Raw genomic sequence first — 24,381 nt, 5'->3', positions numbered from 1 at the left:
GACGGACTGGATCTGCTGGAGTGATCGGGCCGGAGGCGGCCTTGGGACCGGAGGCGGGAATATGCCGGAGCGTACGCCGCAGCGCGGGCCGAGCCACGGGGCGGAGCGCCGGGAGGGGGATCGGCACGAGGGGCTGCTGAAGCGGATCGGACTGGCCGAGGTCTACAACCCGTCGATGCGGCCGACCCTGCTGCCCGGGGACCAGTTGGTCGTCGGCTACGGGGCCGCGGTGCGGCCGGGGGACGTCGTGGTGCTGCGTCACCCGTTCCAGCACGACCTGCTCATCGTCAAGCGCGCGGTCGAGCGGCGTCCCGGCGGGTGGTGGGTGCGCGGTGACAACCCCCGGGTGAAGAACGACAGCCGGGAGTTCGGCGCGGTCCCCGACGACCTGGTCGTGGCCCGGGCCTGGCTGCGGCTGCGCCCGCCGCGCGGGGCTCAGCGCTCGCCGGGGTCCGCGGTGCGCTGGGCATCCTCCGCCGTGCGCCCGCTGGTCGGTCCGCTGCGGCCGCGTCCGCCCGCGGGGTCCGGGGCGCCCTCGAGGGCGGCCGGGTTGCTCTCCAGGCGTTTGCGGGCCCGGTAGGCCGCCACGTTGGCGCGGGTCGCGCAGCGGTCGGAGCAGTAGCGGCGGGAGCGGTTGGTGGAGGTGTCCAGGTAGGCGTTGCGGCAGGGGGTGGCCTGGCAGATGCCCAGCCGGTCCACGCCCAGGTCGGTGAGGTGGAAGGCGAGCCCCATGCAGGCTGTCGCCGCGTAGGCGGCGGTGGCGTTGGCGGGCTGCTCGGCCAGGTGCATGTGCCAGCGGGGCCGGCCCTCGTCGTCCAGGTCCCCGTGTCCGGAGATCTGCGGACTCGTGGGGAACTCCATCAGCAGGGCGTTCAGCAGGTCGACCGCGCGGACCTCGTCGCCTTCGGCGGCCGCGGCGAAGACGGCACGCAGCCGGGTGCGTACGGCGCGGAGCCGGCTGACGTCCGCCTCCGTCACGCGGCGCGCCATGGTCCCGTGCGACCCGAAGAGTTCGAGCACGGCGTCGACGGAGGTGAGGGTGTCTTCCCCGCGCTCGGGCTGCTCGCTGTTCACCAGTCGTACGGCCAGATCCGAGTAATAGTTCAGTTCCACTTGTGGTCCTTACGGCGGGCGGTCTATCGTCAGTAATAGCTGAGTAATAGCTGAAACCACTAAGAGCGTATTACGGCGGAGGACGGGTATGGCGACCCACGCACGGAGCGCTGCAGACTGGCTGCGCTGGCAGGAGAGTTGGGACCGGCAGCAGGAGTGGTACCTGCCCGACCGCGAGGAGCGGTTCCGGGTCATGCTCGACATGACCGAGGCCCTGGTGGGCCCCGAACCCCGGGTGCTCGACCTCGCCTGCGGTACGGGCAGTATCTCGGACCGCGTGCTGCGGCGGATGCCGGGTGCGAGCACGGTCGGCGTCGACCGGGACCCCGCGCTGCTGGCCATCGCGCACGGCACCTTCGAGGGGGACGGGCGGGCGTGCTTCGTCTCTGCGGACCTGAGCGACCCGGACTGGCCGACCGCGCTGCCGGAGGGCCGCTACGACGCGATCCTGACGGCCACGGCCCTGCACTGGATGCGCACCGAGCCGCTGCGCGCGCTCTACCGGCAGCTCGCGGGCCTGGTGCGGGAGGGCGGGGTGTTCCTGAACGCCGACCACATGCCGGACGAGTCGACCCCGCGCATCAACGCCGCGGTGCACGTCTTCGACGAGGAGCGGCGCGCGCGGCGGTCCGCGGAAGGGGCGCAGGACTGGAAGGGGTGGTGGCGCGCGCTGGGGCGGGACCCGGAACTGGGCGCGGTCGCCGCCGAGCGGTTCGCCCTGTTCGGGAACCCCGCCGAGGTGCAGCACAGCGACCACAACGACGAGGAGTTCCAGAGCGCGGAGTGGCACGCGGCCGCCCTGTACGGAGCCGGGTTCGGCGAGGCCCGCGCGGTGTGGTCCTCGCCCGCCGACGCCATGGTCCTCGGACTGCGCTGAGCGGCCCCTGCCCCGCCCGCCCCCGCGCCACGACGGGGGCGGGCGGCCTGTGCGGGGCTCAGCGGCGGGCGACGCCCTCCGCGCGGGCCGCCGCCGCGACCGCCGAGGTCACGGCCGGGGCGACGCGCTCGTCGAAGGGCGAGGGGATCACCCGGTCCGCGCTCAGTTCGTCGGCCACCACGGCGGCCAGCGCTTCGGCGGCGGCCAGCTTCATGCCCTCGGTGATGTCCGTGGCACGCACCTGCAGGGCTCCGGCGAAGACGCCCGGGAACGCCAGCACGTTGTTGATCTGGTTCGGGTAGTCGCTGCGCCCGGTGGCCACGACGGACGCGTACTTGCGCGCCACGTCGGGGTGGATCTCCGGGTTCGGGTTGGCCATGGCGAAGACGAAGGCGTCCTCGGCCATCCGCGCGACGGCCTCCTCGGGGACCGTGCCGCCGCTCACGCCGATGAACACGTCGGCGCCCTCGAGCACCGACTCCAGGGAACCGGTGCGGTTCCCCTTGTTGGTGAAGCCCGCCAGGTCCCGCTTGACCTGGGTCAGGTCGCCGCGGTCGCGGGAGACGACGCCCTTGCGGTCGCAGACCGCCACGTCTCCGATGCCGGCCTCCACCAGGATCTTCGCGATGGCCACCCCGGCGGCGCCCGCGCCGGAGATGACGGCGCGCAGCGAGCCCAGCGCGCGGTCGCTCAGCTTCGCCGCGTTGCGCAGCGCGGCCAGCGTGACGATGGCCGTGCCGTGCTGGTCGTCGTGGAAGACCGGGATGTCCAGCTTCTCCTTGAGGCGGGCCTCGATCTCGAAGCACCGGGGTGCCGAGATGTCCTCGAGGTTGACCCCGCCGAACGAGGGCGCCAGCCGCTGGACCGTGGCCACGATCTCGTCCGTGTCCTGGGTGTCCAGCGCGAGCGGCACCGCGTCGACGCCGCCGAACTGCTTGAAGAGGATGGCCTTGCCCTCCATGACCGGGAGCGAGGCGCCGGGGCCGATGTCGCCCAGCCCGAGCACCGCGCTGCCGTCGGTCACCACCGCGACGACCTGGGACTTCCAGGTGTAGTCGTCGACGAGCTCGGGCTGCTCCGCGATGGCGCTGCAGACCTTGGCGACGCCCGGCGTGTAGGCCAGGGACAGGTCGTCCGCGTCCCGCACGGGCACGGTCGCCTGAACGGCCATCTTGCCGCCCCGGTGCAGGGCGAACGCCGGATCGATCACGTCCGGCTCCAGCCCGTCCTTCTGATTGACGATCTCCGCTGCCACTGTGTTGAACCCCTTAGTCGAATCTGGTGAGGGTGACCGCTCCCTGCGGTGAGGAACGGGCGGGCACCGCGTCCGCTTCCCGGGCGAGCGGCCTGCCGCTGCCCGGAGGGAGGTACGGACGCCGGGCGCGCCGCACACGCGCCCTGGTCCCCGGGTGAGGGGTGTAATCGACCTTTCTACCCGACACCCGCCGCCGGGGACGACCTACTTCCGGCCGCACCGGTGTCCAAGCTGGCGGAATGCGGGACAAAGCGCCTCGACTCCGACTTGAAGTCCGCAGGGTGAGACGACTGGGGGGTGTGAGAGACCGCACTCCGGCCCGTGACCCCCTTTACGGCCGATCCCGCCGCCCTGTATCCGGAGTCCTGTATCCGTTATCCGATTTTGACCTCGGAGGCGCCCTGCTGCCGCTTGTCCGGATGGCAAGATGCCCCCCATCGTTCATCCGTTCATCCGTCGGACACGGTCGCGACATCCGAAGGTGTGTGCCCGACCCCACGGCTGCTCCCTCACCGCAGGAGGACCCGCTCATGACCGCTAGCAGGCGCATGACCGCCGGCCGGGCCGCACGCACGGCCGCTCGACGCGCCGGGATCATCCCGGTCGCCCTCGTCACCGGCGGCGCCCTGCTGCTGACCGGCTGCGGCGACCAGACCGAGGGCGCCGAGGGCGGCAGCTCCGGCGAGAAGGCCGAGCTGAGCTCGAAGCTGCCCGACAAGATCCGCAACGCCGGTGTCATCAAGGTCGGCACCGACGCCGCGTACAAGCCGATGGAGTTCAAGGAGGGGGCCGACATCGTCGGCCTGGACCCCGACCTCGCCAAGGCCATGGGGGAGAAGCTGGGGGTCCGCTTCGAGTTCTCCAACGGCACCTTCGACGGCCTGATCACCTCCATGCAGACCGGCCGCTTCGACATGATCATGTCGTCGATGACGGACACCAAGGACCGCCAGGAGGGCCTGGACGACAAGGGGAAGAAGGCCGGCAAGGGCGTCGACTTCGTCGACTACCTCTCCGCGGGCTCCTCGATCCTGGTCAAGAAGGGCAACCCGGACAAGATCGAGTCGGTCGACCAGATGTGCGGCAAGAAGGTCGCCACCCAGCGCGGCACCACCTCGCACGAGATCCTCAAGACGCAGACCAAGAAGTGCGTCGAGGACGGCGAGAAGAAGATCGGCATCGAGGCGTACAACACCGACGACGAGGCCCGGGTGCGGCTGAAGGCCGGTGGTGTCGTCGCCGACATCTCGGACTTCCCGGTCGCCGCCAACGCGGCCAAGTCCGGCTCGGACTTCGAGGTCGTCGGCGACCAGATGCAGTCCGCCCCCTACGGCATGGCCGTCGCCAAGGACAACAAGAAGCTCCGCGACGCCCTCCGGGCCGCGATGGACGCGATCATCGAGGACGGCTCGTACAAGAAGGCCCTGGAGAAGTGGGGCGTCGAGGACGGCGGCGTCGAGAAGGCCGCGATCAACGGCGGCTCCTGAGCCGCGCGGCGACGACGCACCAGACCCACTCCGCAGGACGTCCAGGACGCTGAGAGGCAAGCCCCCGTGACACCACCCACCACCGACAAGATCCCCTCCGGCGGGGCACCTCCGTCGAAGGACGCACCGGAGGCCATCAAGGCCATCCCCGTACGGCACTACGGGCGGTACGTCTCCGCCGTCGTGGTCCTCGCGCTGCTGGCGCTGCTGATCCGCGCCTTCGCCACCGCTGAGGGGCTGCGCTGGCAGGCGGTGGGGGACTTCTTCTTCAACGACCAGATCCTCGAGGGCGTCCGGAACACGCTGGTCGTCAGCGTGCTCTCGATGCTCATGGGGCTGGTACTGGGAATCGTCCTGGCCGTCATGCGGATGTCGAAGAACCCGGTGACCTCCTCCGTCGCCTGGGGCTACATCTGGTTCTTCCGCGGCACGCCCGTCTACGTGCAGCTGCTGCTCTGGTTCAACCTGGCTCTGATCTTCCCGGTGCTGAACCTGATGCCGCTCTACAAGGACGAGATGACCGACGTCATGACCCCGTTCATGGCGGCGCTCCTCGGCCTGGGGCTGAACGAGGCCGCCTACATGGCGGAGATCTGCCGGGCGGGCATCCAGTCGGTGGACGAGGGCCAGACCGAGGCGTCCCAGGCGCTGGGAATGACCCAGGGCCAGAACATGCGGCGCATCGTGCTCCCGCAGGCGATGCGGGTGATCGTGCCGCCCACCGGCAACGAGTTCATCAACCTGCTGAAGACCTCCTCGCTCTGTTCGGTCGTGATGTACGAGGAACTGCTGCGCAAGGCGCAGAACATCGGCAACAACTCCAGCGCCGTCGTGGAGATGCTGCTGGTCGCGACCATCTGGTACCTGGTCATCACCAGCATCTTCAGTGTGGGCCAGTACTACCTGGAGCGGCGCTACGCGCGCGGCTCCCTGCGCCAGCTGCCCGAGACTCCGTGGCAGCGCGTACGCAAGAACGTCTTCGCCTTCGGGCGCGGTACCGGATCGGGGGCGCAGGGCGCATGAGCACGTCGGTCAAGAAGACGGAGAGCGGCGGCCCGATGGTCAGGGCCGAGCGCGTCTGCAAGTCGTTCGGCCACGTCGAGGTCCTCAAGGGCATCGACCTGGAGGTGAAGACCGGCGAGGTGTTCTGCATCGTCGGTCCGTCCGGGTCCGGCAAGTCCACCTTCCTGCGGTGCATCAACCACCTGGAGAAGATCAACGCCGGCCGGCTGTACGTCGACGGCACGCTCGTCGGGTACCGCGAGAAGGGCGGCAAGCTCTACGAACTGCGGGACCGCGAGGTGGCGGCCCAGCGGCGCGACATCGGGATGGTCTTCCAGCGCTTCAACCTCTTCCCGCACATGACCGCGGTGGAGAACGTGATGGAGGCACCCGTCCAGGTCAAGCGGACCCCGCGGGCCGAGGCGCGCAAGCGGGCCGCGGAACTGCTGGACCGGGTGGGGCTGGCCGACAAGATCGACTCGTTCCCCGCGCAGCTTTCCGGCGGCCAGCAGCAGCGCGTCGCCATCGCGCGGGCACTGGCCATGGACCCCAAGCTGATGCTCTTCGACGAGCCGACCTCCGCACTCGACCCGGAGCTGGTGGGCGAGGTGCTGGACGTCATGAAGGCGCTGGCCCAGGACGGGATGACGATGGTGGTCGTCACCCACGAGATGGGCTTCGCGCGGGAGGTCGGCGACTCGCTGGTGTTCATGGACGGCGGCGTCGTCGTCGAGTCCGGCAACCCCAGGGACGTCCTGACCGACCCGCAGCACGAGCGCACCAAGTCCTTCCTCTCGAAGGTGCTCTAGGCCGCCGCCCGCCAGGAACCGCGGTCCGTCCCGCCCCGCCGGGCCGGAACGGACCGCGGTTCCTGGAATACGGGCCCGCGGTGTGATGCTGTGTCCGCCATGGCACATCACGCATCCTTGGGCAGGGTCGGCATCTGGGCTTCCGCGCTGCGTACCGACGACGCGGCGCGGCGCCCCCTGGTCGAAGAGGCCGCCGCCGAACTCGACCAGCTGGGGTACGGCGCACTCTGGATCGGCGGCAGCCCCTCGCCGGACATGGCGCAGCGGCTGCTGGCCGCCACCTCGCGGGTGACGGTCGGCACCAGCATCCTCTCCATCTGGGAGCACGCGGCTCCTGAGGTCGCCGCGCGGCACGCACAGTTGACGGACGAGTACGGCGGCCGTTTCCTGCTCGGCCTCGGGGTCAGCCACGCGGAGACGCGCAGCGGGCACGCGCTGGACCATCCGCTGGCCGGCCGGCCCCGGTCGGCCATGCGCTCCTACCTCGACCTGCTCGACAACGCGCCGCGTCCGGTGCCCGCCGCCGGGCGTGCGCTGGCGGCGCTCGGTCCGAAGATGCTGCAGTTGGCCGCCGAGCGGTCGCTGGGCGCGCTGCCCTATCTCGTCACCGTCGAACACACCGCGGAGGCCCGCGACATCCTCGGCGCGGACCCGCTGCTGGCCCCCGAGCTGAAGGTGGTCCTGCGGCAGCCGGGCGCCGACCCCGCGGCGGCGTACGCCACGGCGCGCGACTACCTCTCCCGCTACCTGGCCCTGGCCAACTACCGCAACAGCCTGCTGCGGCTCGGCTTCGCGGAGTCCGACTTCGACGACGGCGGCAGCGACCGGCTCGTCGACGCGCTGTTCGCCATCGGTGACGCCGATGCGGTACGCGCGAAGGTGGACTCGTTCCTGGCGGCAGGCGCGGACCACGTCGCCCTCCAGGTGGTCACCGCCGCCACCGGCACCGACCTCCCCCGGGAGGAGTGGCGCGCACTGGCCGAGGCGATGCCGCTGCGGGACTGAGGCCGCGGGACCGAGTGGCGGCCGGTGCGGCTCCGGGCCCGGCCGCCGTGCGCCGACGGCGTGAGATCGGTCGCTCCGGGGCCGGATGGTCTGTCGGTGGGTCGGCGAGGCGGCGTAGCGTCAGGGCATGTTTGCTGCTTACGCCGCTCGTATCGACAAGGAAGAGCCGCTCAGCGGGCTGGAGCTGGGGCAGAGGCCGGAGCCCAAGGTGCCTCCGGGATGGATGACCGTGGCGGTGAAGGCGGCGTCGCTCAACCACCACGACCTCTGGTCGCTGCGGGGCGTGGGGATCGGCGAGGAGTCGCTGCCGATGATCCTGGGCTGCGACGCTGCGGGGGTCGACGACGACGGCAACGAGGTCGTCCTGCACTCGGTCATCGGGCAGTCCGGCCACGGGGTCGGCCCGCGCGAGCCCCGCTCCATCCTGACGGAGCGCTACCAGGGCACGTTCGCGGAGCGGGTGGCCGTGCCGCAGTGGAACGTGCTGCCCAAGCCGGCGGAGCTCTCCTTCGAGGAGGCGGCCTGTCTGCCGACGGCCTGGCTGACGGCGTACCGGATGCTGTTCACCAACGCCGGGGTCAGTCCGGGGGACTCGGTCCTGGTGCAGGGCGCGGGCGGCGGGGTGGCCACCGCCGCCATCGTGCTGGGCGCGGCCGCCGGGCTGCGGGTCTTCGCCACCAGCCGGGACGAGGCCAAGCGCAAGCGGGCCCTGGAGCTCGGCGCCGAGGAGGCGGTGGAGGCGGGCACCCGGCTGTCGCACAAGATGGACGCGGTGCTGGAGACGGTGGGCGCCGCCACCTGGTCGCACTCGGTCAAGTCGCTGCGCCCCGGGGGCACTCTGGTCATCTCCGGTGCCACCAGCGGTCCGAACCCGCCCGCGACCGAGCTGAACCGGATCTTCTTCCTGGAGCTGCGGGTGGTGGGCTCCACGATGGGCACCAAGGAGGAGCTGGCGGGGCTGCTGAACTTCTGTGCCGCCAAGGGGATCCGGCCCGTCATCGACTCCGTCCTCCCGCTCGACCGGGCCCGGGAGGGCTTCGCGAAGATGGCGGAGGGCGAGCTGTTCGGCAAGATCGTGCTGACGGTCTGAGCCGCAACCGCGCACGGTCGGCCGGGCTGCCGCGCCCCGGCCTGCGCGCGTGCCCGGTCCGGTGCCGCCGGGCCGGGCACGCGGCGCGCGCGGGGCCGGAGACGCGCGGGGCCGGACGCCGGACGGACCGGACCGGTGTGGTCACGCCGGAAGGGGCGGCGCGGTCCCGGTGGTCCGGGTGGTCCCGGCGGTGGCGCGGATCTTGGACTGGCCGTGCCCCAGGAGTTCCCAGTCGTCCATGAAGCGGGCGCGCAGCCCGTGCCGTGCGGCCAGCCCGGTCAGCGTCTCGGTCCGGTAGTAGAAGTCCTCGCGCAGCACGTGGTGCTCGGTGCCGACGGTGCGGTCGAAGGTGAAGTCGAAGAATCCGCCCGGTGCCAGCACCCGGCCCACGTGCGCGAAGCACTCCTCGATGACGTCGAGCGGCGAGTGCGAGAAGACGCTGTGCGCGTGGACGACGTCGAAGTGCGCGTCCGGCAGGAAGTCCAGCGTCAGATCCTGGGTCAGGGTCAGATGGGGAAGCTTGGCCTGGAGATTGCGCTCGGTGAGCGTGCGTTTCGCGGCGATCAGCACGTCGGGGGAGATGTCGATCCCGTAGTAGTGGCCCGCCTCCAGGTGCTCGATGAAGCGCCAGCCCGCGCGCAGATTGCCGCAGCCGATGTCCAGCATCCGCGCCGACGGCGCCAGACCGTGCTGCCGCAGATAGCTGAACTGCAGTTCGCCCAGCTTCAGCCACCCCTCGCGGGTCGGGCTGCCGACCGCGGCGTCCGGGTCGCGCCGGGTGTCGGAGGCCATCACCGCGCGGTAGTAGCTGACATGGTCGCGGTGCTTGAACGCCAGCCACCGGTCGCGGCCCGCACGCCGGAGATGGCCGGGGACGCGCTGCGGGTGCGCCAGCGCGTACCGGGCCTTGTGGGCGAGGGCGGCCCGGTCGGCGACGAGATTCTTCCTGCTGGCCATGCGGACTCCGGCGGCGAGGCGGTGGCACGGTGGGGGCGGCGACGGTGCGGAGCGGCGCTTCCGGTGCGCTCGTACCGCGAGCGCCCTGCCTCGAGTGTCGGCGGCTGCGGCCGCCGCCGCACGGCCGGGCTCCGCCGTCCGGGGCCCGTGCCACCCGCAGGGGTGACCCGGCCTGGGGGAGGGCAGCGGACACGGCGGGTACCCGCTCAGGCGGGCCCGGCAGGCGCCGACGGACCCGCACCCGCACCCGGGCGCGGGCCGCCGGCCCGCGCGCCCAGCTCCCGCAGCAGCGCGGCCGCCCGGGCCACCGTGCCCTCCACCACCTCCGCGACACTCGGCAGGTCGTCGATCACCCCGGCGACCTGGCCCGCGGCCAGCACTCCGGCGTCCGCACGGCCCTCCACCATGGCGGCCCGCAGCAGCATGGGCGTGTTGGCGGCGAGCAGTGTCTGGCCGAGGGTCAGGTCCTTGCCGTGCCGCAGCGCCCGCCCCTCGCGCAGCATCGACGCCCAGGACAGGCCCGTGTGCTTCCGGAACGCGGCGGCGTGGCGCAGTGCACGCAGCAGCGCGGTCGCCCGGCCGCCGGACTCCAGGGCCGCGACCACCTCGCTGCGCAGCATCCGGTGCGGCAGGCCGTCCACCCGCGTGGTGACGGTGACGTCCTCGACCCGTGCCGCGAGGTAGCGGGCCTTGACCGCGTCGGGCACCGTCGACTCGCGCGTCAGCAGGAACCGGGTGCCCATGGCGGCCGCCGCCGCGCCGTGGCACAGCGCGGCGGCAAGGCCCCGGCCGTCGTGGAAGCCGCCCGCCCCGACGACGGGGAGGCCCTCGGGGCCCACCGCGTCGACCACCTGCGGCAGCAGCACCGAGGTGGCGACCGGTCCGGTGTGCCCGCCGCCCTCGCCGCCCTGCACCAGGACGGCGTCCGCACCCCAGGCGGCGACCTTCCGCGCGTGCCGTACCGCTCCGACGGACGGCAGCACGACGACCCCCGCGTCCTTGAGCCGGCCGATCAGCTCCTCGGAGGGTGCCAGTGCGAACGAGGCGACCCGCACCCCCTCGTCGACCAGCAGCCGCACCCGGTCGGCCGCGTCGCTCGCGTCGGCCCGCAGGTTGACCCCGAACGGTTCCGCCGTGCGGGACCGCACCTCCCGCACGGCGGAGCGCAGTTGCGGCAGCGTCATGGTCGCCGAGGCCAGGATCCCCAGCGCCCCGGCCTCGGCCGTGGCGGTCACCAGGCGGGGTCCGGAGACCCAGCCCATGCCCGTCTGCACCAGCGGATGGCGCACTCCGACCAGCGAGGTGAAGGCGGTGCGCAGCGGGGCCCACTCCGGTTCCGGGTCCGCAGCGGCGGCGCGGGCGGCGGGCGGCTCCGGCCGTCCTGTCATGCCCGCACCTCCTGCTCGCGGGCGCCGTGCGGGTCCAGTACCTCCCGCAGCAGTCGCAGCTCGCGCCGGGTCGGCCGGCGGGTGACGGGCACCTCGTCCGGTACCGCCAGGTCGAATCCCGTCCGCTCGCGCACCTGCACGACATCGACACCCGGGTGGACACTGGCCAGCCGCATCCGGCGGTCCCCGGTCGCGAAGTCCAGCACCGCCAGATCGGTCACCACCCGCCGCAGCCCGTGGAAGCGGGCGGCGCCCGGACCCGACGCGGCCGCCCGGTCGTAGCCCACTCCGCTGACCATGTCCACGCGCTCCACGAAGACCCGCACCGAATGGCGCGGCACCCAGTAGGAGACCGGGTGATTGACGGTGTTGGACGGCGCTCCGCGTGCACCGAGCAACTGCCGTGCCGGCCGGTCGTGGTCGCCGATGCAGGAGATGTTCTGGTTGCCGTAGCGGTCGAGTTGGGCGGCCCCCATCATCATGTGGCGCCTGCCGCGCGCGGCGAGGGCGAGATGCCTGCGGTACGGCAGCCAGCCCTCGAACCGCCCGGGGTCCTCGGGAGTGCTCAGCAGCATCGCCTCGCCGTCGGTCAGCAGCAGATGCGGGCTGAACGTCAGCCGCGCCAGGCGGGCTCCCAGCGTGGGGACCACGCCGCCCGCCGCCGCGGCCAGCACCTCACCGTCGCCGCGCCACGCCTCCGCGCAGGCGACGACGCAGACCTCGGCACGGGTGGGGGCGGTCGTCCCGGTCGTCCCGGTCATCGCGCCGCCTCCGTACGCGTCTGGTGCTCGTCCACCGCCTGCTGGTAGGCGTCCTCGCCGCCGGAGAGGAAGCGCGCGGTGAACTCCCGCCAGGCCGACGGGTCGGCGGCGGCCCGCACGTAGGCGCGCTGGAATGCCTCGTCCCGCCCGTAGTCGGGGGCGCAACTGGTGAAGTGCGCGCCGCGCGGGGTGTGCAGGACACCGGTGACGTTCTGCCGCTGCACCAGCAGCGACTGCGGCGGCCCGGTGAAGCGGTCCACGATCCGCTCGCAGGAGAGATAGGTGTGCTCGGCCGCCTCCGTGAACAGGTCGTCGAAGTACGGGTCGGGCCCCAGGTACTGCCCGTTTCCCCGGATGTCGGCGCGGTTCATGTGCACCAGGGCCACATCCATCGTCAGCGCGGGCGCCGCCAGCAGTTCCTCGCCGTCCGGATACGGCGAGGTGACCGTGCGCAGCCGGGGGTTGCGGCGCGGGATGTCCGATCCGAGGCCGCCGCGCACCGGCAGGAACGGCAGCCGGTGCGCCGCGGCCGTCAGCCCCGACAGGAACAGCGACTCGTCCCACTCCTCGAAGGCGAGGGTCCCCGCCTCGCGGGCGGCCCGGAAGTGCGGCTCCAGCGGCACCGAGTCCAGCGTCACGAAGGGCGCCACCAGCCGGCGGATGCGGCCCGCCGCGGCCAGCAGGCCCACGTCGGGACCGCCGCAGGAGACGACCGTCAGCTCGTCGGCTCCGCTGCGCAGCAGCGCCCGCACCAGCGCCATCGGTTTGCGGCGTGCGCCCCAGCCGCCGATGCCCACCGTCATGCCGGACTCGATCCGGTCCGTGAACGCGGTGAGGGACAGCCGCTTGTCGAGGTCGGTCATGGTCGGCTCCCGTCCCCGGCACGCCGGTCGAGGAAGGCGTCCCGGTGCCGGTCGGAGACGCCCGCGAGGTTGGCCTCGAAGGTGAAGCCCTGCTCGTAGCGGTAGCGGCGGCGCACGTCGGCCTGGTCGATCCCGTTGAGCGCCTCCTTGGCCAGGCGGAGCAGATAGCCGTCCTTGGCCGCGATCCGTGCCGCCAGCTCCAGCGCCGTCTCCAGCAGCGCGGAGCGGCTCTCGGCCAGGGCCCAGACGGCGCCGTGGTGGTGCAGTTCGGCGGCGGTGAGGGTGCGGCCGGTGTAGTAGAGCGGGCGGACCAGGTGCGGGGGCAGCATCCGGGACAGATGTGTGGCCGCCCCCAGAGCGCCCATGTCCAGTTCGGGGAGCCCGAAGGTGGCGTCGCGGGTCGCCACGATCGCGTCGGCGCTGCCCACCAGGCCGATGCCGCCGCCCAGGCAGTGACCGTGCACGGCCGCGACGACGGGCACCTCGCACTCGTAGACCGCGCAGAACGCCGCCGCACAGCCTCGGTTGGCGCCGATGAGGGCGCTGTGGTCCGCGGCGTTCTGCAGCTCCTTGACGTCGACGCCCGCGTTGAAGCCGCGTCCGGCGCCGGTCAGCACCACGGTGCGGTGCGCGGGGTCGCGGCCGGCCGCCGTCACCGCGTCCGCCAGCGCGTACCAGGTGCGCACCGGGAGGGCGTTGACCGGGGGCTGGTCGACGGTCACCACGGCGACGCCGTCGCGCGGTGTGGAGGTGGAGACAGACATCGCGGGATCAGCTACCTTTCCACCTAACGTTTGTTTGGTGCAAGCTAGCAGTGCGGTGGTTCCCGTGGAAGGGCCCAAGTTCCGGGCCCGCTCACGGAGTTCCGCTGCACCGGGCCATCCCGGCGCGGCTGCGCCGGGGCACGCGGTCCCGCCCGGTGGGCCCCGCACCGCCCGTCCGCCGACACCCGGAGGTGTCCATGAGCGTCGCTGTCGTCACCGGCGGAACCCGCGGGGTGGGTGCGGGGATCGCCCGCGCGTTCCTCCGCGACGGCGCGGACGTCGTCGTCTGCGCCCGGCGCCCGCCCCCGCACCCCCTCGCGGCCGGGGACCGGCAGGCCCGCTACCTCCCGCTGGACGTCCGTGACCCCGAGGCCGCAGCGCAGCTCTGCGACCGCGTCGTCCGCGATCTGGGCTCCCTGGACGTGCTGGTCAACAATGCGGGCGGTACCCCCTACCGCCCGCTGGCGGAGGGGGCGCCGCGGCACCACGCGCGCGTTGTGGAACTCAACCTCCTCGCGCCCCTGCACCTCTCCCGCGCCGCCCACGCGGTCATGCGCGGGCAGCGGCGGGGCGGTGCCGTCGTGATGGTGGGCAGCGTCAGCGGGGGCCGCCCCTCGCCCGGATCGGCCGCGTACGGCGCCGCCAAGGCGGGGCTGGAGAACCTGGCGCGGTCGATGGCCATGGAGTGGGCCGCGGACGGAGTGCGGGTGAACACCGTCGTACTGGGGATGGCCCGCACCGAACTGACGGAGCTGCACTACGGCGACGAGGCGGGCGTCGCAGCGGTCGGCGCCACCGTGCCACTGGGACGGCTCGCCGAGCCCGACGAGGTGGGCGACGCCTGCGTGTTCCTGGCCTCGGACGCCGCCCGCTACATCACCGGCGCCTCCCTCGCGGTGCACGGCGGCGGCGAGCGCCCCGCGTTCCTGGACGCCGCGACCGTCGACAGGACCTGAGTACTCCCACCGAACCGGAGGCGACCATGCCGCACCAGCACGCCACCCGCGCAGCGGACCGCGCCCGCCGGGACCACCCCGGCGACCGCCCCGCCCGGGAACGCCCCGCCGGGCACCGGCCCGCTGAGGGCCGCGTCGTCGTGGTCACCGGTGCGGGCCGCGGGCTCGGCCGGGCGCACGCCCTCGCCTTCGCACGCGCGGGCGCCCGCGTCGTCGTCAACGACCTGGGCGTCGCCCTGGACGGCGGGCGCGCCGGCGCCGCGGACCGCGGCGGGTCACCGGCCGGGCAGGTGGCGGCCGAGATCCGGGCGGCGGGCGGCGAGGCGGCCGTCAGCACCGACGACGTGGCCACCGGGCGGGGAGCGGAGCGGCTGGTCCGCACCGCTCTCGACCGCTTCGGCCGACTGGACACGCTCGTCAACAACGCGGGGTTCCTGCGCGACCGGATGCTGGTCAACCTCGGCGAGGACGACTGGGACGCGGTCGTGCGGGTCCATCTCAAGGGTCACTTCCTGCCGATGCGGCACGCGGCGGCGCACTGGCGCGCGGAGGCGAAGGCGGGCCGCAGTCCGCGGGCCCGGATCGTCAACACCACCTCGGGCGCGGGACTGCTCGGCGCGGTGGGGCAGGGCAACTACGCGGCGGCCAAGGCCGGGGTGGCGGCACTCACCCTCGTCGCCGCGGCCGAGTTCGGCCGCTACGGCGTCCAGGTCAACGCGGTGGCACCGGCCGCCCGCACCCGGATGACCGAGCGCGCCTTCGCGGCGGACATGGCCGCGCCCGCGGACGGCGCCTTCGACGCGATGGCCCCGGAGAACGTCTCCCCGCTCGTCGTCTACCTGGGCTCCGACGGCTGCGACGGCGTCACCGGGCGGGTCTTCGAGGTGGCGGGCGGCCGGATCGCCGTCATGGACGGCTGGCGCCCCGCGGCCCGCACCGACCGGGGCGGCTGCTGGGAGGCGGCCGCGCTGGACCGGCCGGTGCGCGAACTGCTCGCCGCGTCGCCTCCGCCGGAGCCGGTGTACGGCGCGGGGTGACCGGGCCGCTCAGCCGCCGGCGCGGCGATCCGCGCCACCCGGCCCGCAGGGCCGGACAGCGGGTCGGCGTGGCGGAGCGCGAAGTCCCCGTCGGGCAGCAGCCCGGAGCAGTGCTCGCCGCGCACCTCGGTGGGCAGATGCCGCACCTGGCGTCGGGGCTGCCGGCGCGGTTGACGGCGGTGTTCTGGCAGCCGAGGACGTGCACCAGCCGTGTCCGGGCTGGTGCAGCCGTCCCCTGTGCAGCGTGGTGCCGGAGAAGTCGGCCGGGCCCCGGGAGACGCACAGGGGCCCTGCCGGACCGCCGCGGGAGGCGGCGCCGGAACCCCCGGTGGAACGCGCGGTGGAACGCGCGGTCCCGCGGCTCAGAGCCGTTCGATGATCGTCACGTTCGCCTGCCCGCCGCCCTCGCACATGGTCTGCAGCCCGTAGCGGCCGCCGGTGCGCTCCAGTTCGTGCAGGAGGGTGGTCAGCAGCCGGCAGCCGGTGGCCCCGAGGGGATGCCCCAGGGCGAGGGCGCCGCCGTTGACGTTGACCTTGGCCGGATCGCAGCCCGTCTCGCGCAGCCAGGCCAGTACGACGGAGGCGAATGCCTCGTTGATCTCCACCAGATCGATGTCGTCCAGGGTCATCCCCGCCCGCTCCAGCGCGTGCGCGGTCGCCGGGATCGGCGCCGTCAGCATGCGGATCGGGTCCTCGCCGCGTACGGAGAGATGGTGCACCCGGGCCCGCGGGGTGAGACGGTGCGCGCGCACGGCCTCTTCGGAGGCGAGCAGCACCGCGGCGGCGGCGTCCGAGAGCTGCGAGGAGACGGCAGCGGTCAGCCGGCCGCCCGGCACCAGCGGGTCGAGGGCCGCCATCTTCGCCAGGCCGGTGTCGCGCCGCGGCCCCTCGTCCACGGCGTGCTCCCCCCAGGGGGCGATCTCCCGCGCGAAGCGGCCCTCGTCGGCGGCGCGCAGCGCGCGCTCGTGCGAACGCAGCGCCCAGTGCTCCATCTCCGTACGGCTGATGTCCCACTGCGCGGCGATCAGCTCCGCGCCGTGGAACTGGTCGACGGGCGCGTCGCCGTAGCGGGCCCGCCAGCCCTCGGAGCCGTGGAAGGGGCCGTCGGTGAGGCCGAGCGGGACGCCCGCCTGCCGGGAGGCGTAGCCGATGGGGACCTGCGACATGTTCTGCACTCCGCCCGCGACCACCAGGTCGGCCGTCCCGGACAGCACGGCCTGCGCCGCGAAGTGCACGGCCTGCTGCGAGGAGCCGCACTGCCGGTCGACGGTGACGCCGGGCACCGACTCCGGCAGCCCGGCGGCCAGCCACGCCGTGCGCGCGATGTCACCCGCCTGCGGCCCGACGGTGTCCAGGCAGCCGAAGACCACGTCCTCGACCGCCGCCGGGTCCACACCGGAACGCTCCACCAGCGCACGCAGCACATGCGCGCCCAGATCCGCCGGGTGCACACCGGCCAGTGCACCGCCGCGCCTGCCGACGGGCGACCTGACCGCCTCGACCATGTACGCCTCACCGCGGGACATCGCTCACGCTCCTTCGGTCATCGGGCCACCGGGCGGGTGGCGATTCCGTCGAGCACCATCGAGGTGTACTGCTGGGCGATCTCCGAGGCGGTCCTGCTGCCCCAGGGCCGGAACCAGACCGCGGCCACCCACACGGTGTCGCGGACGAACCGGTAGGTGACGGGGATGTCCAGCTCGCTGCGGAAACTGCCGTCGGCCACTCCGCGCTCCAGCGTCCGCGTCCACAGCTCCCGGAAACGCTCGTGGGAGTCGGCCAGATAGCGGAACCGCTCCTGCGCGGCCAGCCGGCGGGCCTCCTTCTGGTAGATGACGACCGCCGGGCGGTGCCGCGCCATCTGCCGGAACGACTCGGTGACCAGTTCCTCGAACGTCTCCCGCGGGCCCAGCCCGGCCTCCTCGGTCCGCCGGTAGCCGTCCCACAGGTCGGTGAGGAAGGCACTGAGGATCTCGTCGGCCATCGACTCCTTGGAGTCGAAGTGGTAGTAGAGGCTGCCCGCCAGCATTCCGGCGCGGTCCGCGATGGTGCGGACAGTGGTCGCGTTGTAGCCCAGCTCCGCGAACACGTCGGCCGCGGTCGCCAGCAGTTCGGCACGGCGCCCGGCACCGGGGGTCTTCTTCGGCGTCACCATGGGTCCATTGTCCGTCCGGCGGCGGTGCGGGTGACCGCAGGCAGGTGCGGTCCGGTGCCGGTCACGGGTGCTGGCTGCTGACGGAGACCGTCTCGCCGGTCATGTACGAGGAGTAGCCGCTGGCCAGGAAGACGATCACATTGGCGATCTCCCAGGGCTCTGCGTACCGGCCCTGCGCCTCCCGCGCGGTGAGCTCCTCCAGCAGCTCCGGCGTGGTGACCTTCACCAGGTGCGGGTGCATCGCCAGCGAGGGCGAGACCGCGTTGACCCGCACGCCGTACTCCGCAGCCTCCACCGCCGCGCAGCGGGTCAGCGCCATCACCCCCGCCTTGGCCGCCGCGTAGTGCGCCTGGCCGCGCTGGGCGCGCCAGCCGACGACCGAGGCGTTGTTGACGATCGTCCCGCCGTCCGGCTGCCCGCGCATGGCACGCAGCCCCGCGCGGGTGCAGCGGAAGGTGCCGGTCAGGGTGGTGTCCAGGACGCGGGTCCACTGCTCGTCGGTCATCTCCACCAGTTCGGCGGTGCCGCCCAGGCCCGCGTTGTTCACCAGGACGTCGATGCGGCCGTGCGCCGCCGTGCAGGTCTCCAGCAGCGCCCGCACCTCGTCCTCGTCGGTGACGTCGCAGCGGACCGCGCGGACGCGGCCGGCCCCGAACTCCCGGGCGAGCGCCCGTCGCGTCGCGTCGAGACGCCGCTCGTGGACGTCGCCGAGGACCACACCCGCTGCGCCCTCCGCCAGCACGCGGCGCGCCGTGGCGCCGCCGATCCCGCTCCCGGCCGCTGCCGTGACGACGACGGAGCGGCCCGCCAGCAGGTCGTGCGGCGCCGGGCAGACGGGTGCGGCACTGCTCATACGGCGCCCCCTCGCGGGTCGGTGGCTCTCGCGGTTGCGCGGCTCTCGCGGACTCTCGACGGGCCGGCGGGGGTCAGGTTAATCTACCAAACACTTGTTAGGGAAGCCTTGTCCGAGGAGCGCACATGGCCGACCACAGCGCAGGGGCTCCGGAGGCGGTGACGTACGAGCGCACCGGTTCCGTCGCCCGCGTCACCCTCAACCGCCCCGAGTACCGCAATGCGCAGAACTCCGCGATGACCTACGCGCTGGACACGGCGTTCCGGCGCGCCGCCGACGACGACGCCGTCGGCGCGGTCGTCCTCGCCGGAGCCGGCGAGCACTTCAGCGCCGGACACGACATCGGCAGCCCCGGCCGGGACGCGCACCTGTCCTTCCCCCGCACCGCCGGACTGTGGTGGGACCACGTCGGCAAACAGGGCGGCGACGCGCGCTTCGCCCGCGAGTCCGAGGTCTATCTGGGCATGTGCCGACGGTGGCGCGAGCTGCCCAAACCGGTCGTCTGCGCCGTGCAGGGCGCCTGCGTCGCGGGCGGACTGATGCTCGCCTGGGTGTGCGACCTGATCGTGGCCGCCGAGGGCGCCTACTTCGCCGACCCGGTGCTGCGGATGGGCATTCCCGGGGTGGAGTACTTCGCGCACCCCTGGGTCATGGGTCCGCGCGCCGCCAAGGAGTTCCTCTACACCGGGGACCGGATGACCGCCCGGCGCGCCCACGAGATCGGCATGGTCAACCGCGTCGTCCCGGATGCCGACCTGCGCACCGAGGCCGAAGCGCTGGCGGCCCGGATCGCCGGGATGCCGCGCTTCGGCCTCGCCCTGGCCAAGCGCGCGGTCAACCAGGCCGAGGACCTGATGGGGCTGCACAGCGGGCTGGACTCGGTCTTCGGCCTGCACCACCTCGCGCACGCGCACAATGCCGAGACCGGCACCGACGCACTCGCCGGGATGGACGCGCGCGCGATGCGGGCGGCGGCGCGGAGCCCGCAGCACCCCGCCCGGGACACCGGCTCCGAGGACGGTGCCTGACGTGGACCTGGATCTGAGCGCCGCCCAGGAGGAGTTCCGCGCCGCCGCCCGGAACTGGCTGCGTGCCCACGTGCCCGCCGAGCCGCTGCCGTCGCTGGAGACGGCCGAGGGCTTCGCCGCACACCGCGACTGGGAGCGCGCGCTGCACGGCGGCGGCTGGTCGGCGGTCTCCTGGCCGCGCGAGTACGGCGGCCGGGGTGTCGGCCTCACCGAATGGCTGCTCTTCGAGGAGGAGTACCACGCGGCCGGAGCACCCGGGCGCGTCAGCCAGAACGGCATCAACCTCCTGGCCCCCACCCTCTTCGCGCACGGCACCCGGGAGCAACTGGCCCGGATCCTGCCGCCGATGGCGGACGGCAGCACGGTCTGGGCGCAGGCGTGGTCCGAACCCGAGGCCGGGTCCGACCTCGCGGCACTGCGCTCCCGCGCCGAGCGCACCGCACAGCACGGCGGCGGCTGGCTGCTGACCGGGCACAAGACCTGGTCCTCCCGTGCCGCGTTCGCCGACCGGGCCTTCGGCCTCTTCCGCACCGACCCGCAGGAGCGGCGGCACCGCGGGCTGAGCTGCCTGATGTTCCCCCTGGACGCGCCCGGCGTCACCGTACGCCCCCTGGGGCGGCTGGACGGCAGGCCCGCGTTCGCGGAGATCTTCCTGGACGGCGTCTTCGTGCCGGACGCGGACGTGATCGGCGAGCCCGGCCAGGGGTGGCGCACCGCGATGTCGACCGCGGGCAGCGAGCGGGGGCTGACCCTGCGGTCCCCGGGCCGCTTCACCGCCACCGCCGAGCGGCTGCTGGCCCTGCTCCGGCAGCGGGCCGCACCCGTCGGCAGCGCGGTCGCCGCACGGGCGGCCGACGGGTGGATCCGGGCCCGCGCCTACCAGTTGGCCGGCTATACGGCCGCGTCCGCCCAGGAGCATCCCGCCGAGGCTCCGCGCGCCGCCACCGACGCCCTGCCCTCCATGAACAAGATCTTCTGGTCGGAACTCGACATCGACCTGCACGAGACCGCGCTCGACCTGCTCGGACCGGGAACGTCCGAGATCGCCGAGGGGGTGCCGGAGTCCGGCTGGCTGGACGGCTGGGTCTTCGCCCTCGCCGGTCCGGTCTACGCCGGCACCAACGAGATCCAGCGCGACATCGTCGCCGAGCGGGCGCTCGGCCTGCCGAGGGGACGCTGAGCCGCGATGCGCTTTCTGCCCGACCGGGACCACCGCAGCTACACCGCCACCATCCGCCGCCTGCTCGCCGACGCCGGGACCCACCGGATCGCCCGGGCCTGGGCCGCGGGCGACCATGCGCCGGGCCGCGCCCTGTGGCGGTCCCTCGCGGAGACCGGACTGCCCGCGCTGGCCGTCCCCGAGCAGGACGGCGGGCTGGGCCGGCGTCCCGCCGAACTCGCCGCCGCCTTCATGGAGATCGGCCGGGCCGCGGCGCCCGGCCCGCTGGTCGAGACCGTCGCGCTGGCCGCGGGGCTGCCCGCCGCCGCACCCTGGGCCGCGCCCCTGCTGGCGGGCGACCGGCTGGCGACCGTCGCCGACCCGGCCACAGCGCCCGGCGCCGGTGCCGACGGCAGGAGGGCCCGTGGGCCCGAGGCGGCCGGGTACGCGGTGGACGCGCACCTCGCCGACGCGGTGTTCGTCCCGGTGGCCGGCGGCCTGGCCACCGGGACGGTCGCGGGCGCTCCCCTGCGCTCCCTCGACCCGGGCCGCCGCCTGGTGCGCTGTGTGCCGGGCGAGCCGGTGCCCGCCGACCTGCAGCGGCTGCGTGCGTTCGCGACGCTGCTGACCGCGGCGCAACTGCTCGGAGCGGGGGAGGCGATGCTGGAGACGAGCGCGGCGTATGTGCGGCAGCGGCGGCAGTTCGGGCGTGCGGTGGGCGCGTTCCAGGCGGTCAAGCACCAGTTGGCGGACGTCGCGGTGGCCCTGGAGTTCGCGCGCCCGCTGCTGTACGGCGGGGCGCTCGCCGTGCGGGGCGACTCCGCGGCCGAATCCCGCGATCTGCCCGCCGCCAAGGCGGCCTGCGCGGACGCCGCCCACCTGGCCGCCCGTACGGCGCTGCAGGTGCACGGCGCTGTGGGATACACGGACGAGTACGACCTGAGTCTGCTGCTGCGCAAGGTCCGCGCCCTGCAGGCGGCCTGGGGCACCCGGGCCGCCTGCCACGCGGCCGTCCTCAGCGGCGCGCCGGTGCCGGACTGACGACGACCCGCTGTCGGCCCCGTCCCGGGGCGGCGGAGCGAAGGGCTCGCGGGGCGCGGACTCACTCGGCGCACGCCCCGGGTCCGTTCCCGTGCCCGGGGCGCACGTCCGCGGGTACGAGGCAGCGCCGGGACACCCTGACCGAGGTGCCCAGCACGGCGTGCGAGGCGGCGGACAACGCCCCCGCGAGCAGGAGCAGCGGCCACTGCGCGGTGACGGCCGCGGTGCACGCCAGGGCCAGGGTGGCCGCCGCCATCCCGGCGCTCGCCCCGGTTCCCGTCCAGGCGATCAGGCGGGGCAGCGCCTCGGGGACGTGGAACCGGCGCGCCGGAGCGCCACCGGTCGCGGCCAGGGCGGCGGCGGCCAGCAGAGTGCTGACGGCGGCGAGGACCGCCAGCGGAGCGGCCCCCGCACCGAGCGCCGGGCGCGCCAGTGTCCAGCACACCAGCAGCAGCGGGGCGCAGAGCGCGGCCGCACGCGCGGTGTGCCGGGTCTGGGCGAGTGCCAACTCCCGTCGGCACTCGGGCGCCAGTTCGGCCACCGACCCGAAGTCGCGCACGGCGCGGCGTGCGGCGTCGGTGCGCGGCATGCCCTCCCGGACGTAGGCGTCCGTCGCGTCCAGCAGCCCGTGGTGGATCTCCTCGACCATGCGGGACGCGGCCCGGGCCGGTCCCGGGAGCGCGGCGCGCAGTTCCGCGGCGTAGGCGATCAGCGGGTCGGCGTGCTGCCGCGGCCCGCTCATGTCGCGGGCCGGTGGCGGACGGGCCCGAGGGGTGCCCTGCCGCCGGTGGCCGGGGCGCTCCCGGCCGGCGCGGACGGGTCGAGCACCGCGCCGATCGCCGCGGTGAACTGCCGCCACCCGGTGCGCTCGTCCGCGAGCGACCGCCGACCGGCCCCGGTGAGGGCGTAGCAGCGCCTGCGCCGTTCGCCGACGGACTGCCAGTCACTCGCCAGCAGGCCCAGCCGCTCCAGTCGGTTGAGCGCGGGATAGACCGTGCCCGTCCGCAGCTCCAGCACCCCGCCGCTGCGCTCCTGGACCGCGGTGATGATCGCGTATCCGTGCAGCGGCCCGTCCTCGAGCGCGGCCAGCAGCAGCCCGTCGAGGTGTCCGCGTACCGCTTCCGTCTTCATGGGGGGAGTGTAGGCGGGGAATATATTGCTGTGCTACCTATTGGTTGCCAATGCATTGCGTGTCGGTGTCCACAGTGAACGCGTCGGCGGCCCTGCCCCCTCGCGCTGTCGAATCGGAGCCCTGGTGACCAAGCTGCTGCTCTCCCTGCACGTCCTGGCCGCGATCCTGGCGGTGGGGCCGATCTCCGTCGCCGCATCGATGTTCCCGCGCAAGGCCCGGGAGTTGCTCGCCTCCGGCGCCGGCGGTGTCGCAGCCGGCCAGGTGTCGCCCGGCGGGGCGGCGGGCGCGGCCCTGCTGCACCGTGTCTGCCGGGCCTACGCCGTCTTCGGCGTGGCCGTACCGGTCTTCGGCGTGGCCACCGGCGCTCAGCTCGGGGTCCTCACCGACGCCTGGCTGCTCGTCTCCGTCGTCCTGACGGCCCTGGCCGCGGTCCTCCTCGGTGCGGTCGTCCTGCCCCGCCAGGCGCGACTGCTGGGCGCGGCCGGTGTCGGCCTCGACGAGGGCGAGGCCGTGCCGCAGATACCCGACCCGCGTGCCGCGGCCGCCCGACTGGCCATGGTGACCGGCATCTTCAACCTGCTGTGGGCTGCGGTGGTCGTCCTGATGATCCTCCGCCCGGGCTCGACCACGAGCGCCTGACATCCGGCCCGCGGTACGGGCCCGCGCTGCGCGCCGTCGACAAGGAGGCCGGAGTGCCCATCGGTACCGCCTCCAACTGCTTCGCCCACCGCGGCGACATGCTCACCCAGGCCATGCGCCGCACCCGCGAGCGGCTCACGCCGGACGAGGCGGCACTGGCGGCGCGCATGCGCGCCCCGCGCACGCTCGGGCTCGAAGTGGAGCTGATGCGCGCCCTGCTGGCCCGCATGCGCGCCGACCGCAGCAGCTACCTGGCCATGCTGGAACTGCGGCTGGAGGCCACCCGGCGTCCCGAACTGTACGAGGAGCTGTCCGGGTTCCTGCGCGCCGAGTTCCAGGGCCTGCTCGGGTACCACCGCGACGCCGGGATGCCCGGTGACGACCTGGGCGTCGCTCTTCTCTGCCTCGCCATGGCGGGCCTGCTGCCCGACGACATGACCGCCCCGGACATCCTGCGCGACCCCTTCGGTGCCGACCGCCTGATCCAGGCGATGGTGTCCCGTGTCTTCGGCGACAGCGCAGCACCGGGCGGTGGGAGCGGGGAGGCGCGCGGCGACTGAACGGTGGTCCCCGGCAGGCGCATACGCGAGGGAGCGGGTGGGAGGGGGTTCCTCCCGCCCGCTCCCTGGGGGTGGTGCTGGCGTGTCTGTGTCTGTGTGTGGGGGGTGTTGTCAGTAGGCGGAGTCGACGTTGTCCATGCTGCCGTAGCGGTCGGCGGCGTAGTTGCAGGCGGCGACGATGTTGGCGACGGGGTCGGTGAGGTCGTCGGGGGTGCCCTTGACGTGGTACTGGTCGAAGGTGGGCTGGATGACCTGGAGGAGTCCCTTGGAGGGGATGCCCTTCTGGGCGTTGATGTCCCAGTCGTTGACGGCGTCGGGGTCGCCTGCGGATTCGCGGATGATGTTGCGCTTGATGCCGTCGTAGCTGCCGGGGATGTCGTGCTTGGCCATGACGGCGCGGGCCTCGCGGATCCAGCCGTCGAGGTTGTCCGCGTACTTGCCCTTGCCCTC

At 73.7% G+C, this 24,381-nt stretch carries 26 protein-coding genes and 1 pseudogene; 14 read left to right on the top strand and 13 right to left on the bottom strand.

Going from position 1 to position 24,381, the window contains the following annotated elements; translation table 11 throughout:
* Window positions 1-61 precede the first annotated feature (61 nt).
* Window positions 62-343 (top strand): annotated as a pseudogene (locus BMX65_RS19400) (S24 family peptidase); the annotation flags it as partial.
* Window positions 344-435: 92 nt separating this feature from the next.
* Here the strand turns inward: BMX65_RS19400 and BMX65_RS19395 are convergent.
* Window positions 436-1,113, bottom strand: a complete 678-nt coding sequence (locus BMX65_RS19395; RefSeq protein ID WP_239502132.1) for a CGNR zinc finger domain-containing protein — start codon at window positions 1,111-1,113, stop codon at window positions 436-438.
* Window positions 1,114-1,201: 88 nt separating this feature from the next.
* Between BMX65_RS19395 and BMX65_RS19390 the strand changes: the two genes are divergently transcribed.
* Window positions 1,202-1,990, top strand: a complete 789-nt coding sequence (locus BMX65_RS19390; protein ID WP_075001614.1) for a class I SAM-dependent methyltransferase — start codon at window positions 1,202-1,204, stop codon at window positions 1,988-1,990.
* A 58-nt stretch (window positions 1,991-2,048) separates the two neighbouring features.
* Here the strand turns inward: BMX65_RS19390 and BMX65_RS19385 are convergent, their stop codons facing one another.
* Entirely contained in the window at window positions 2,049-3,245 is a 1,197-nt protein-coding gene (locus BMX65_RS19385) for an NAD(P)-dependent malic enzyme (RefSeq protein WP_075001613.1), read from the bottom strand.
* Window positions 3,246-3,775: 530 nt separating this feature from the next.
* Here BMX65_RS19385 and BMX65_RS19380 point away from each other — a divergent pair.
* From BMX65_RS19380 to BMX65_RS19360, 5 genes are all read left to right on the top strand, one after another.
* Window positions 3,776-4,732 carry an ABC transporter substrate-binding protein gene (locus BMX65_RS19380; RefSeq protein ID WP_177214299.1) on the top strand — a complete coding sequence of 319 codons (957 nt, stop codon included), beginning with the start codon at window positions 3,776-3,778 and terminating at the stop codon, window positions 4,730-4,732.
* A gap of 66 nt (window positions 4,733-4,798) precedes the next feature.
* Window positions 4,799-5,755, top strand: a complete 957-nt coding sequence (locus BMX65_RS19375) for an amino acid ABC transporter permease (protein ID WP_019354532.1) — start codon at window positions 4,799-4,801, stop codon at window positions 5,753-5,755.
* The gene (locus tag BMX65_RS19370) at window positions 5,752-6,543 is read left to right on the top strand and encodes an amino acid ABC transporter ATP-binding protein (protein ID WP_275435216.1); all 792 of its coding nucleotides are present in this window, start codon (window positions 5,752-5,754) and stop codon (window positions 6,541-6,543) included. Before BMX65_RS19375 ends, BMX65_RS19370 begins: the two co-directional genes overlap by 4 nt.
* A gap of 99 nt (window positions 6,544-6,642) precedes the next feature.
* A complete protein-coding gene (locus BMX65_RS19365) occupies window positions 6,643-7,548 on the top strand; it encodes a TIGR03620 family F420-dependent LLM class oxidoreductase (RefSeq protein ID WP_075001612.1) in 906 nt (301 codons plus the stop codon).
* Window positions 7,549-7,675: 127 nt separating this feature from the next.
* Window positions 7,676-8,638 carry a zinc-binding dehydrogenase gene (locus BMX65_RS19360; protein ID WP_075001611.1) on the top strand — a complete coding sequence of 321 codons (963 nt, stop codon included), beginning with the start codon at window positions 7,676-7,678 and terminating at the stop codon, window positions 8,636-8,638.
* Between the two features lie 141 nt (window positions 8,639-8,779).
* On the opposite strand, the gene BMX65_RS19355 is transcribed toward BMX65_RS19360, so the two are convergent.
* The 5 genes from BMX65_RS19355 to BMX65_RS19335 all read right to left on the bottom strand — a co-directional run bounded on the left by BMX65_RS19355 (window position 8,780) and on the right by BMX65_RS19335 (window position 13,371).
* On the bottom strand, window positions 8,780-9,595 hold the full coding sequence (locus tag BMX65_RS19355) for a class I SAM-dependent DNA methyltransferase (RefSeq protein WP_075001610.1): 816 nt from the start codon (window positions 9,593-9,595) through the stop codon (window positions 8,780-8,782).
* A 206-nt stretch (window positions 9,596-9,801) separates the two neighbouring features.
* Window positions 9,802-10,914, bottom strand: coding sequence for an NAD(P)H-dependent flavin oxidoreductase (locus BMX65_RS19350; RefSeq protein ID WP_239502140.1), 1,113 nt, complete (start codon window positions 10,912-10,914; stop codon window positions 9,802-9,804).
* 65 nt (window positions 10,915-10,979) lie between these two features.
* Window positions 10,980-11,744, bottom strand: a complete 765-nt coding sequence (locus tag BMX65_RS19345) for a CoA-transferase subunit beta (protein WP_075001608.1) — start codon at window positions 11,742-11,744, stop codon at window positions 10,980-10,982.
* Complete coding sequence (locus tag BMX65_RS19340; protein WP_075001607.1) at window positions 11,741-12,607, bottom strand: CoA transferase subunit A; 867 nt, start codon at window positions 12,605-12,607, stop codon at window positions 11,741-11,743. Before BMX65_RS19340 ends, BMX65_RS19345 begins: the two co-directional genes overlap by 4 nt.
* Window positions 12,604-13,371: an enoyl-CoA hydratase family protein gene (locus BMX65_RS19335; protein WP_075001606.1), complete on the bottom strand. Its 768-nt coding sequence runs from the start codon at window positions 13,369-13,371 to the stop codon at window positions 12,604-12,606. Before BMX65_RS19335 ends, BMX65_RS19340 begins: the two co-directional genes overlap by 4 nt.
* 197 nt (window positions 13,372-13,568) lie before the next feature.
* Here BMX65_RS19335 and BMX65_RS19330 point away from each other — a divergent pair, with 197 nt between their 5' ends.
* Window positions 13,569-14,327: an SDR family oxidoreductase gene (locus tag BMX65_RS19330; protein WP_075001605.1), complete on the top strand. Its 759-nt coding sequence runs from the start codon at window positions 13,569-13,571 to the stop codon at window positions 14,325-14,327.
* 26 nt (window positions 14,328-14,353) lie between these two features.
* Window positions 14,354-15,364 (top strand): SDR family oxidoreductase, encoded by a 1,011-nt coding sequence (locus tag BMX65_RS19325; RefSeq protein WP_079171983.1) that lies wholly within the window; start codon window positions 14,354-14,356, stop codon window positions 15,362-15,364.
* Between the two features lie 362 nt (window positions 15,365-15,726).
* Here BMX65_RS19325 and BMX65_RS19320 read toward each other — a convergent pair whose 3' ends face one another.
* The 3 genes from BMX65_RS19320 to BMX65_RS19310 all read right to left on the bottom strand — a co-directional run bounded on the left by BMX65_RS19320 (window position 15,727) and on the right by BMX65_RS19310 (window position 18,372).
* A complete protein-coding gene (locus BMX65_RS19320; RefSeq protein WP_075001604.1) occupies window positions 15,727-16,890 on the bottom strand; it encodes an acetyl-CoA C-acetyltransferase in 1,164 nt (387 codons plus the stop codon).
* Window positions 16,891-16,907: 17 nt separating this feature from the next.
* Window positions 16,908-17,519 carry a TetR/AcrR family transcriptional regulator gene (locus BMX65_RS19315; RefSeq protein ID WP_075001603.1) on the bottom strand — a complete coding sequence of 204 codons (612 nt, stop codon included), beginning with the start codon at window positions 17,517-17,519 and terminating at the stop codon, window positions 16,908-16,910.
* Between the two features lie 61 nt (window positions 17,520-17,580).
* Entirely contained in the window at window positions 17,581-18,372 is a 792-nt protein-coding gene (locus BMX65_RS19310; RefSeq protein ID WP_075001602.1) for an SDR family oxidoreductase, read from the bottom strand.
* Between the two features lie 125 nt (window positions 18,373-18,497).
* On the opposite strand from BMX65_RS19310, the gene BMX65_RS19305 reads away from it, so the two are divergent.
* From BMX65_RS19305 to BMX65_RS19295, 3 genes are read left to right on the top strand one after another with little or no spacing between them, the layout of a single operon-like run.
* Window positions 18,498-19,400: an enoyl-CoA hydratase gene (locus BMX65_RS19305; RefSeq protein ID WP_075001601.1), complete on the top strand. Its 903-nt coding sequence runs from the start codon at window positions 18,498-18,500 to the stop codon at window positions 19,398-19,400.
* A gap of 1 nt (window position 19,401) precedes the next feature.
* Window positions 19,402-20,580: an acyl-CoA dehydrogenase family protein gene (locus BMX65_RS19300; protein WP_075001600.1), complete on the top strand. Its 1,179-nt coding sequence runs from the start codon at window positions 19,402-19,404 to the stop codon at window positions 20,578-20,580.
* Window positions 20,581-20,586: 6 nt separating this feature from the next.
* The gene (locus tag BMX65_RS19295) at window positions 20,587-21,600 is read left to right on the top strand and encodes an acyl-CoA dehydrogenase family protein (RefSeq protein WP_075001599.1); all 1,014 of its coding nucleotides are present in this window, start codon (window positions 20,587-20,589) and stop codon (window positions 21,598-21,600) included.
* Between the two features lie 61 nt (window positions 21,601-21,661).
* Here BMX65_RS19295 and BMX65_RS19290 read toward each other — a convergent pair whose 3' ends face one another.
* Both BMX65_RS19290 and BMX65_RS19285 read right to left on the bottom strand, forming a co-directional pair.
* Window positions 21,662-22,342 carry a permease prefix domain 1-containing protein gene (locus BMX65_RS19290; protein ID WP_075001598.1) on the bottom strand — a complete coding sequence of 227 codons (681 nt, stop codon included), beginning with the start codon at window positions 22,340-22,342 and terminating at the stop codon, window positions 21,662-21,664.
* Entirely contained in the window at window positions 22,339-22,731 is a 393-nt protein-coding gene (locus BMX65_RS19285; protein ID WP_075001597.1) for a PadR family transcriptional regulator, read from the bottom strand. The genes BMX65_RS19290 and BMX65_RS19285 overlap by 4 nt, the downstream gene beginning before the upstream one ends.
* A gap of 124 nt (window positions 22,732-22,855) precedes the next feature.
* Between BMX65_RS19285 and BMX65_RS19280 the strand changes: the two genes are divergently transcribed.
* Together BMX65_RS19280 and BMX65_RS19275 are read left to right on the top strand one after the other, a co-directional pair.
* Window positions 22,856-23,371, top strand: coding sequence for a hypothetical protein (locus tag BMX65_RS19280; RefSeq protein ID WP_075001596.1), 516 nt, complete (start codon window positions 22,856-22,858; stop codon window positions 23,369-23,371).
* A gap of 53 nt (window positions 23,372-23,424) precedes the next feature.
* Window positions 23,425-23,931 carry a TetR/AcrR family transcriptional regulator gene (locus tag BMX65_RS19275; protein WP_239502131.1) on the top strand — a complete coding sequence of 169 codons (507 nt, stop codon included), beginning with the start codon at window positions 23,425-23,427 and terminating at the stop codon, window positions 23,929-23,931.
* Window positions 23,932-24,042: 111 nt separating this feature from the next.
* Here the strand turns inward: BMX65_RS19275 and BMX65_RS19270 are convergent.
* Window positions 24,043-24,381: transglycosylase SLT domain-containing protein (locus BMX65_RS19270; RefSeq protein WP_177214298.1), on the bottom strand; the 339-nt coding region annotated here is incomplete at its 5' end.

Origin of the sequence: Streptomyces qinglanensis, from assembly GCF_900111245.1 — a bacterium.
Classification (GTDB): domain Bacteria; phylum Actinomycetota; class Actinomycetes; order Streptomycetales; family Streptomycetaceae; genus Streptomyces; species Streptomyces qinglanensis.
This window is presented reverse-complemented; position numbering and strand designations above follow the sequence as displayed.

What these genes read in the sequence shown, in the direction of transcription:
- BMX65_RS19290 (WP_075001598.1), bottom strand. Translation starts at nt 22,342, where the DNA reads ATGAGCGGGCCGCGGCAGCACGCCGACCCGCTGATCGCCTACGCCGCG.
- BMX65_RS19355 (WP_075001610.1), bottom strand. Translation starts at nt 9,595, where the DNA reads ATGGCCAGCAGGAAGAATCTCGTCGCCGACCGGGCCGCCCTCGCCCAC.
- BMX65_RS19360 (WP_075001611.1), top strand. Translation starts at nt 7,676, where the DNA reads ATGTTTGCTGCTTACGCCGCTCGTATCGACAAGGAAGAGCCGCTCAGC.
- BMX65_RS19310 (WP_075001602.1), bottom strand. Translation starts at nt 18,372, where the DNA reads ATGAGCAGTGCCGCACCCGTCTGCCCGGCGCCGCACGACCTGCTGGCG.
- BMX65_RS19390 (WP_075001614.1), top strand. Translation starts at nt 1,202, where the DNA reads ATGGCGACCCACGCACGGAGCGCTGCAGACTGGCTGCGCTGGCAGGAG.
- BMX65_RS19345 (WP_075001608.1), bottom strand. Translation starts at nt 11,744, where the DNA reads ATGACCGGGACGACCGGGACGACCGCCCCCACCCGTGCCGAGGTCTGC.
- BMX65_RS19370 (WP_275435216.1), top strand. Translation starts at nt 5,752, where the DNA reads ATGAGCACGTCGGTCAAGAAGACGGAGAGCGGCGGCCCGATGGTCAGG.
- BMX65_RS19315 (WP_075001603.1), bottom strand. Translation starts at nt 17,519, where the DNA reads ATGGTGACGCCGAAGAAGACCCCCGGTGCCGGGCGCCGTGCCGAACTG.
- BMX65_RS19320 (WP_075001604.1), bottom strand. Translation starts at nt 16,890, where the DNA reads ATGTCCCGCGGTGAGGCGTACATGGTCGAGGCGGTCAGGTCGCCCGTC.
- BMX65_RS19330 (WP_075001605.1), top strand. Translation starts at nt 13,569, where the DNA reads ATGAGCGTCGCTGTCGTCACCGGCGGAACCCGCGGGGTGGGTGCGGGG.
- BMX65_RS19295 (WP_075001599.1), top strand. Translation starts at nt 20,587, where the DNA reads ATGCGCTTTCTGCCCGACCGGGACCACCGCAGCTACACCGCCACCATC.
- BMX65_RS19305 (WP_075001601.1), top strand. Translation starts at nt 18,498, where the DNA reads ATGGCCGACCACAGCGCAGGGGCTCCGGAGGCGGTGACGTACGAGCGC.
- BMX65_RS19335 (WP_075001606.1), bottom strand. Translation starts at nt 13,371, where the DNA reads ATGTCTGTCTCCACCTCCACACCGCGCGACGGCGTCGCCGTGGTGACC.
- BMX65_RS19285 (WP_075001597.1), bottom strand. Translation starts at nt 22,731, where the DNA reads ATGAAGACGGAAGCGGTACGCGGACACCTCGACGGGCTGCTGCTGGCC.
- BMX65_RS19365 (WP_075001612.1), top strand. Translation starts at nt 6,643, where the DNA reads ATGGCACATCACGCATCCTTGGGCAGGGTCGGCATCTGGGCTTCCGCG.
- BMX65_RS19340 (WP_075001607.1), bottom strand. Translation starts at nt 12,607, where the DNA reads ATGACCGACCTCGACAAGCGGCTGTCCCTCACCGCGTTCACGGACCGG.
- BMX65_RS19380 (WP_177214299.1), top strand. Translation starts at nt 3,776, where the DNA reads ATGACCGCTAGCAGGCGCATGACCGCCGGCCGGGCCGCACGCACGGCC.
- BMX65_RS19325 (WP_079171983.1), top strand. Translation starts at nt 14,354, where the DNA reads ATGCCGCACCAGCACGCCACCCGCGCAGCGGACCGCGCCCGCCGGGAC.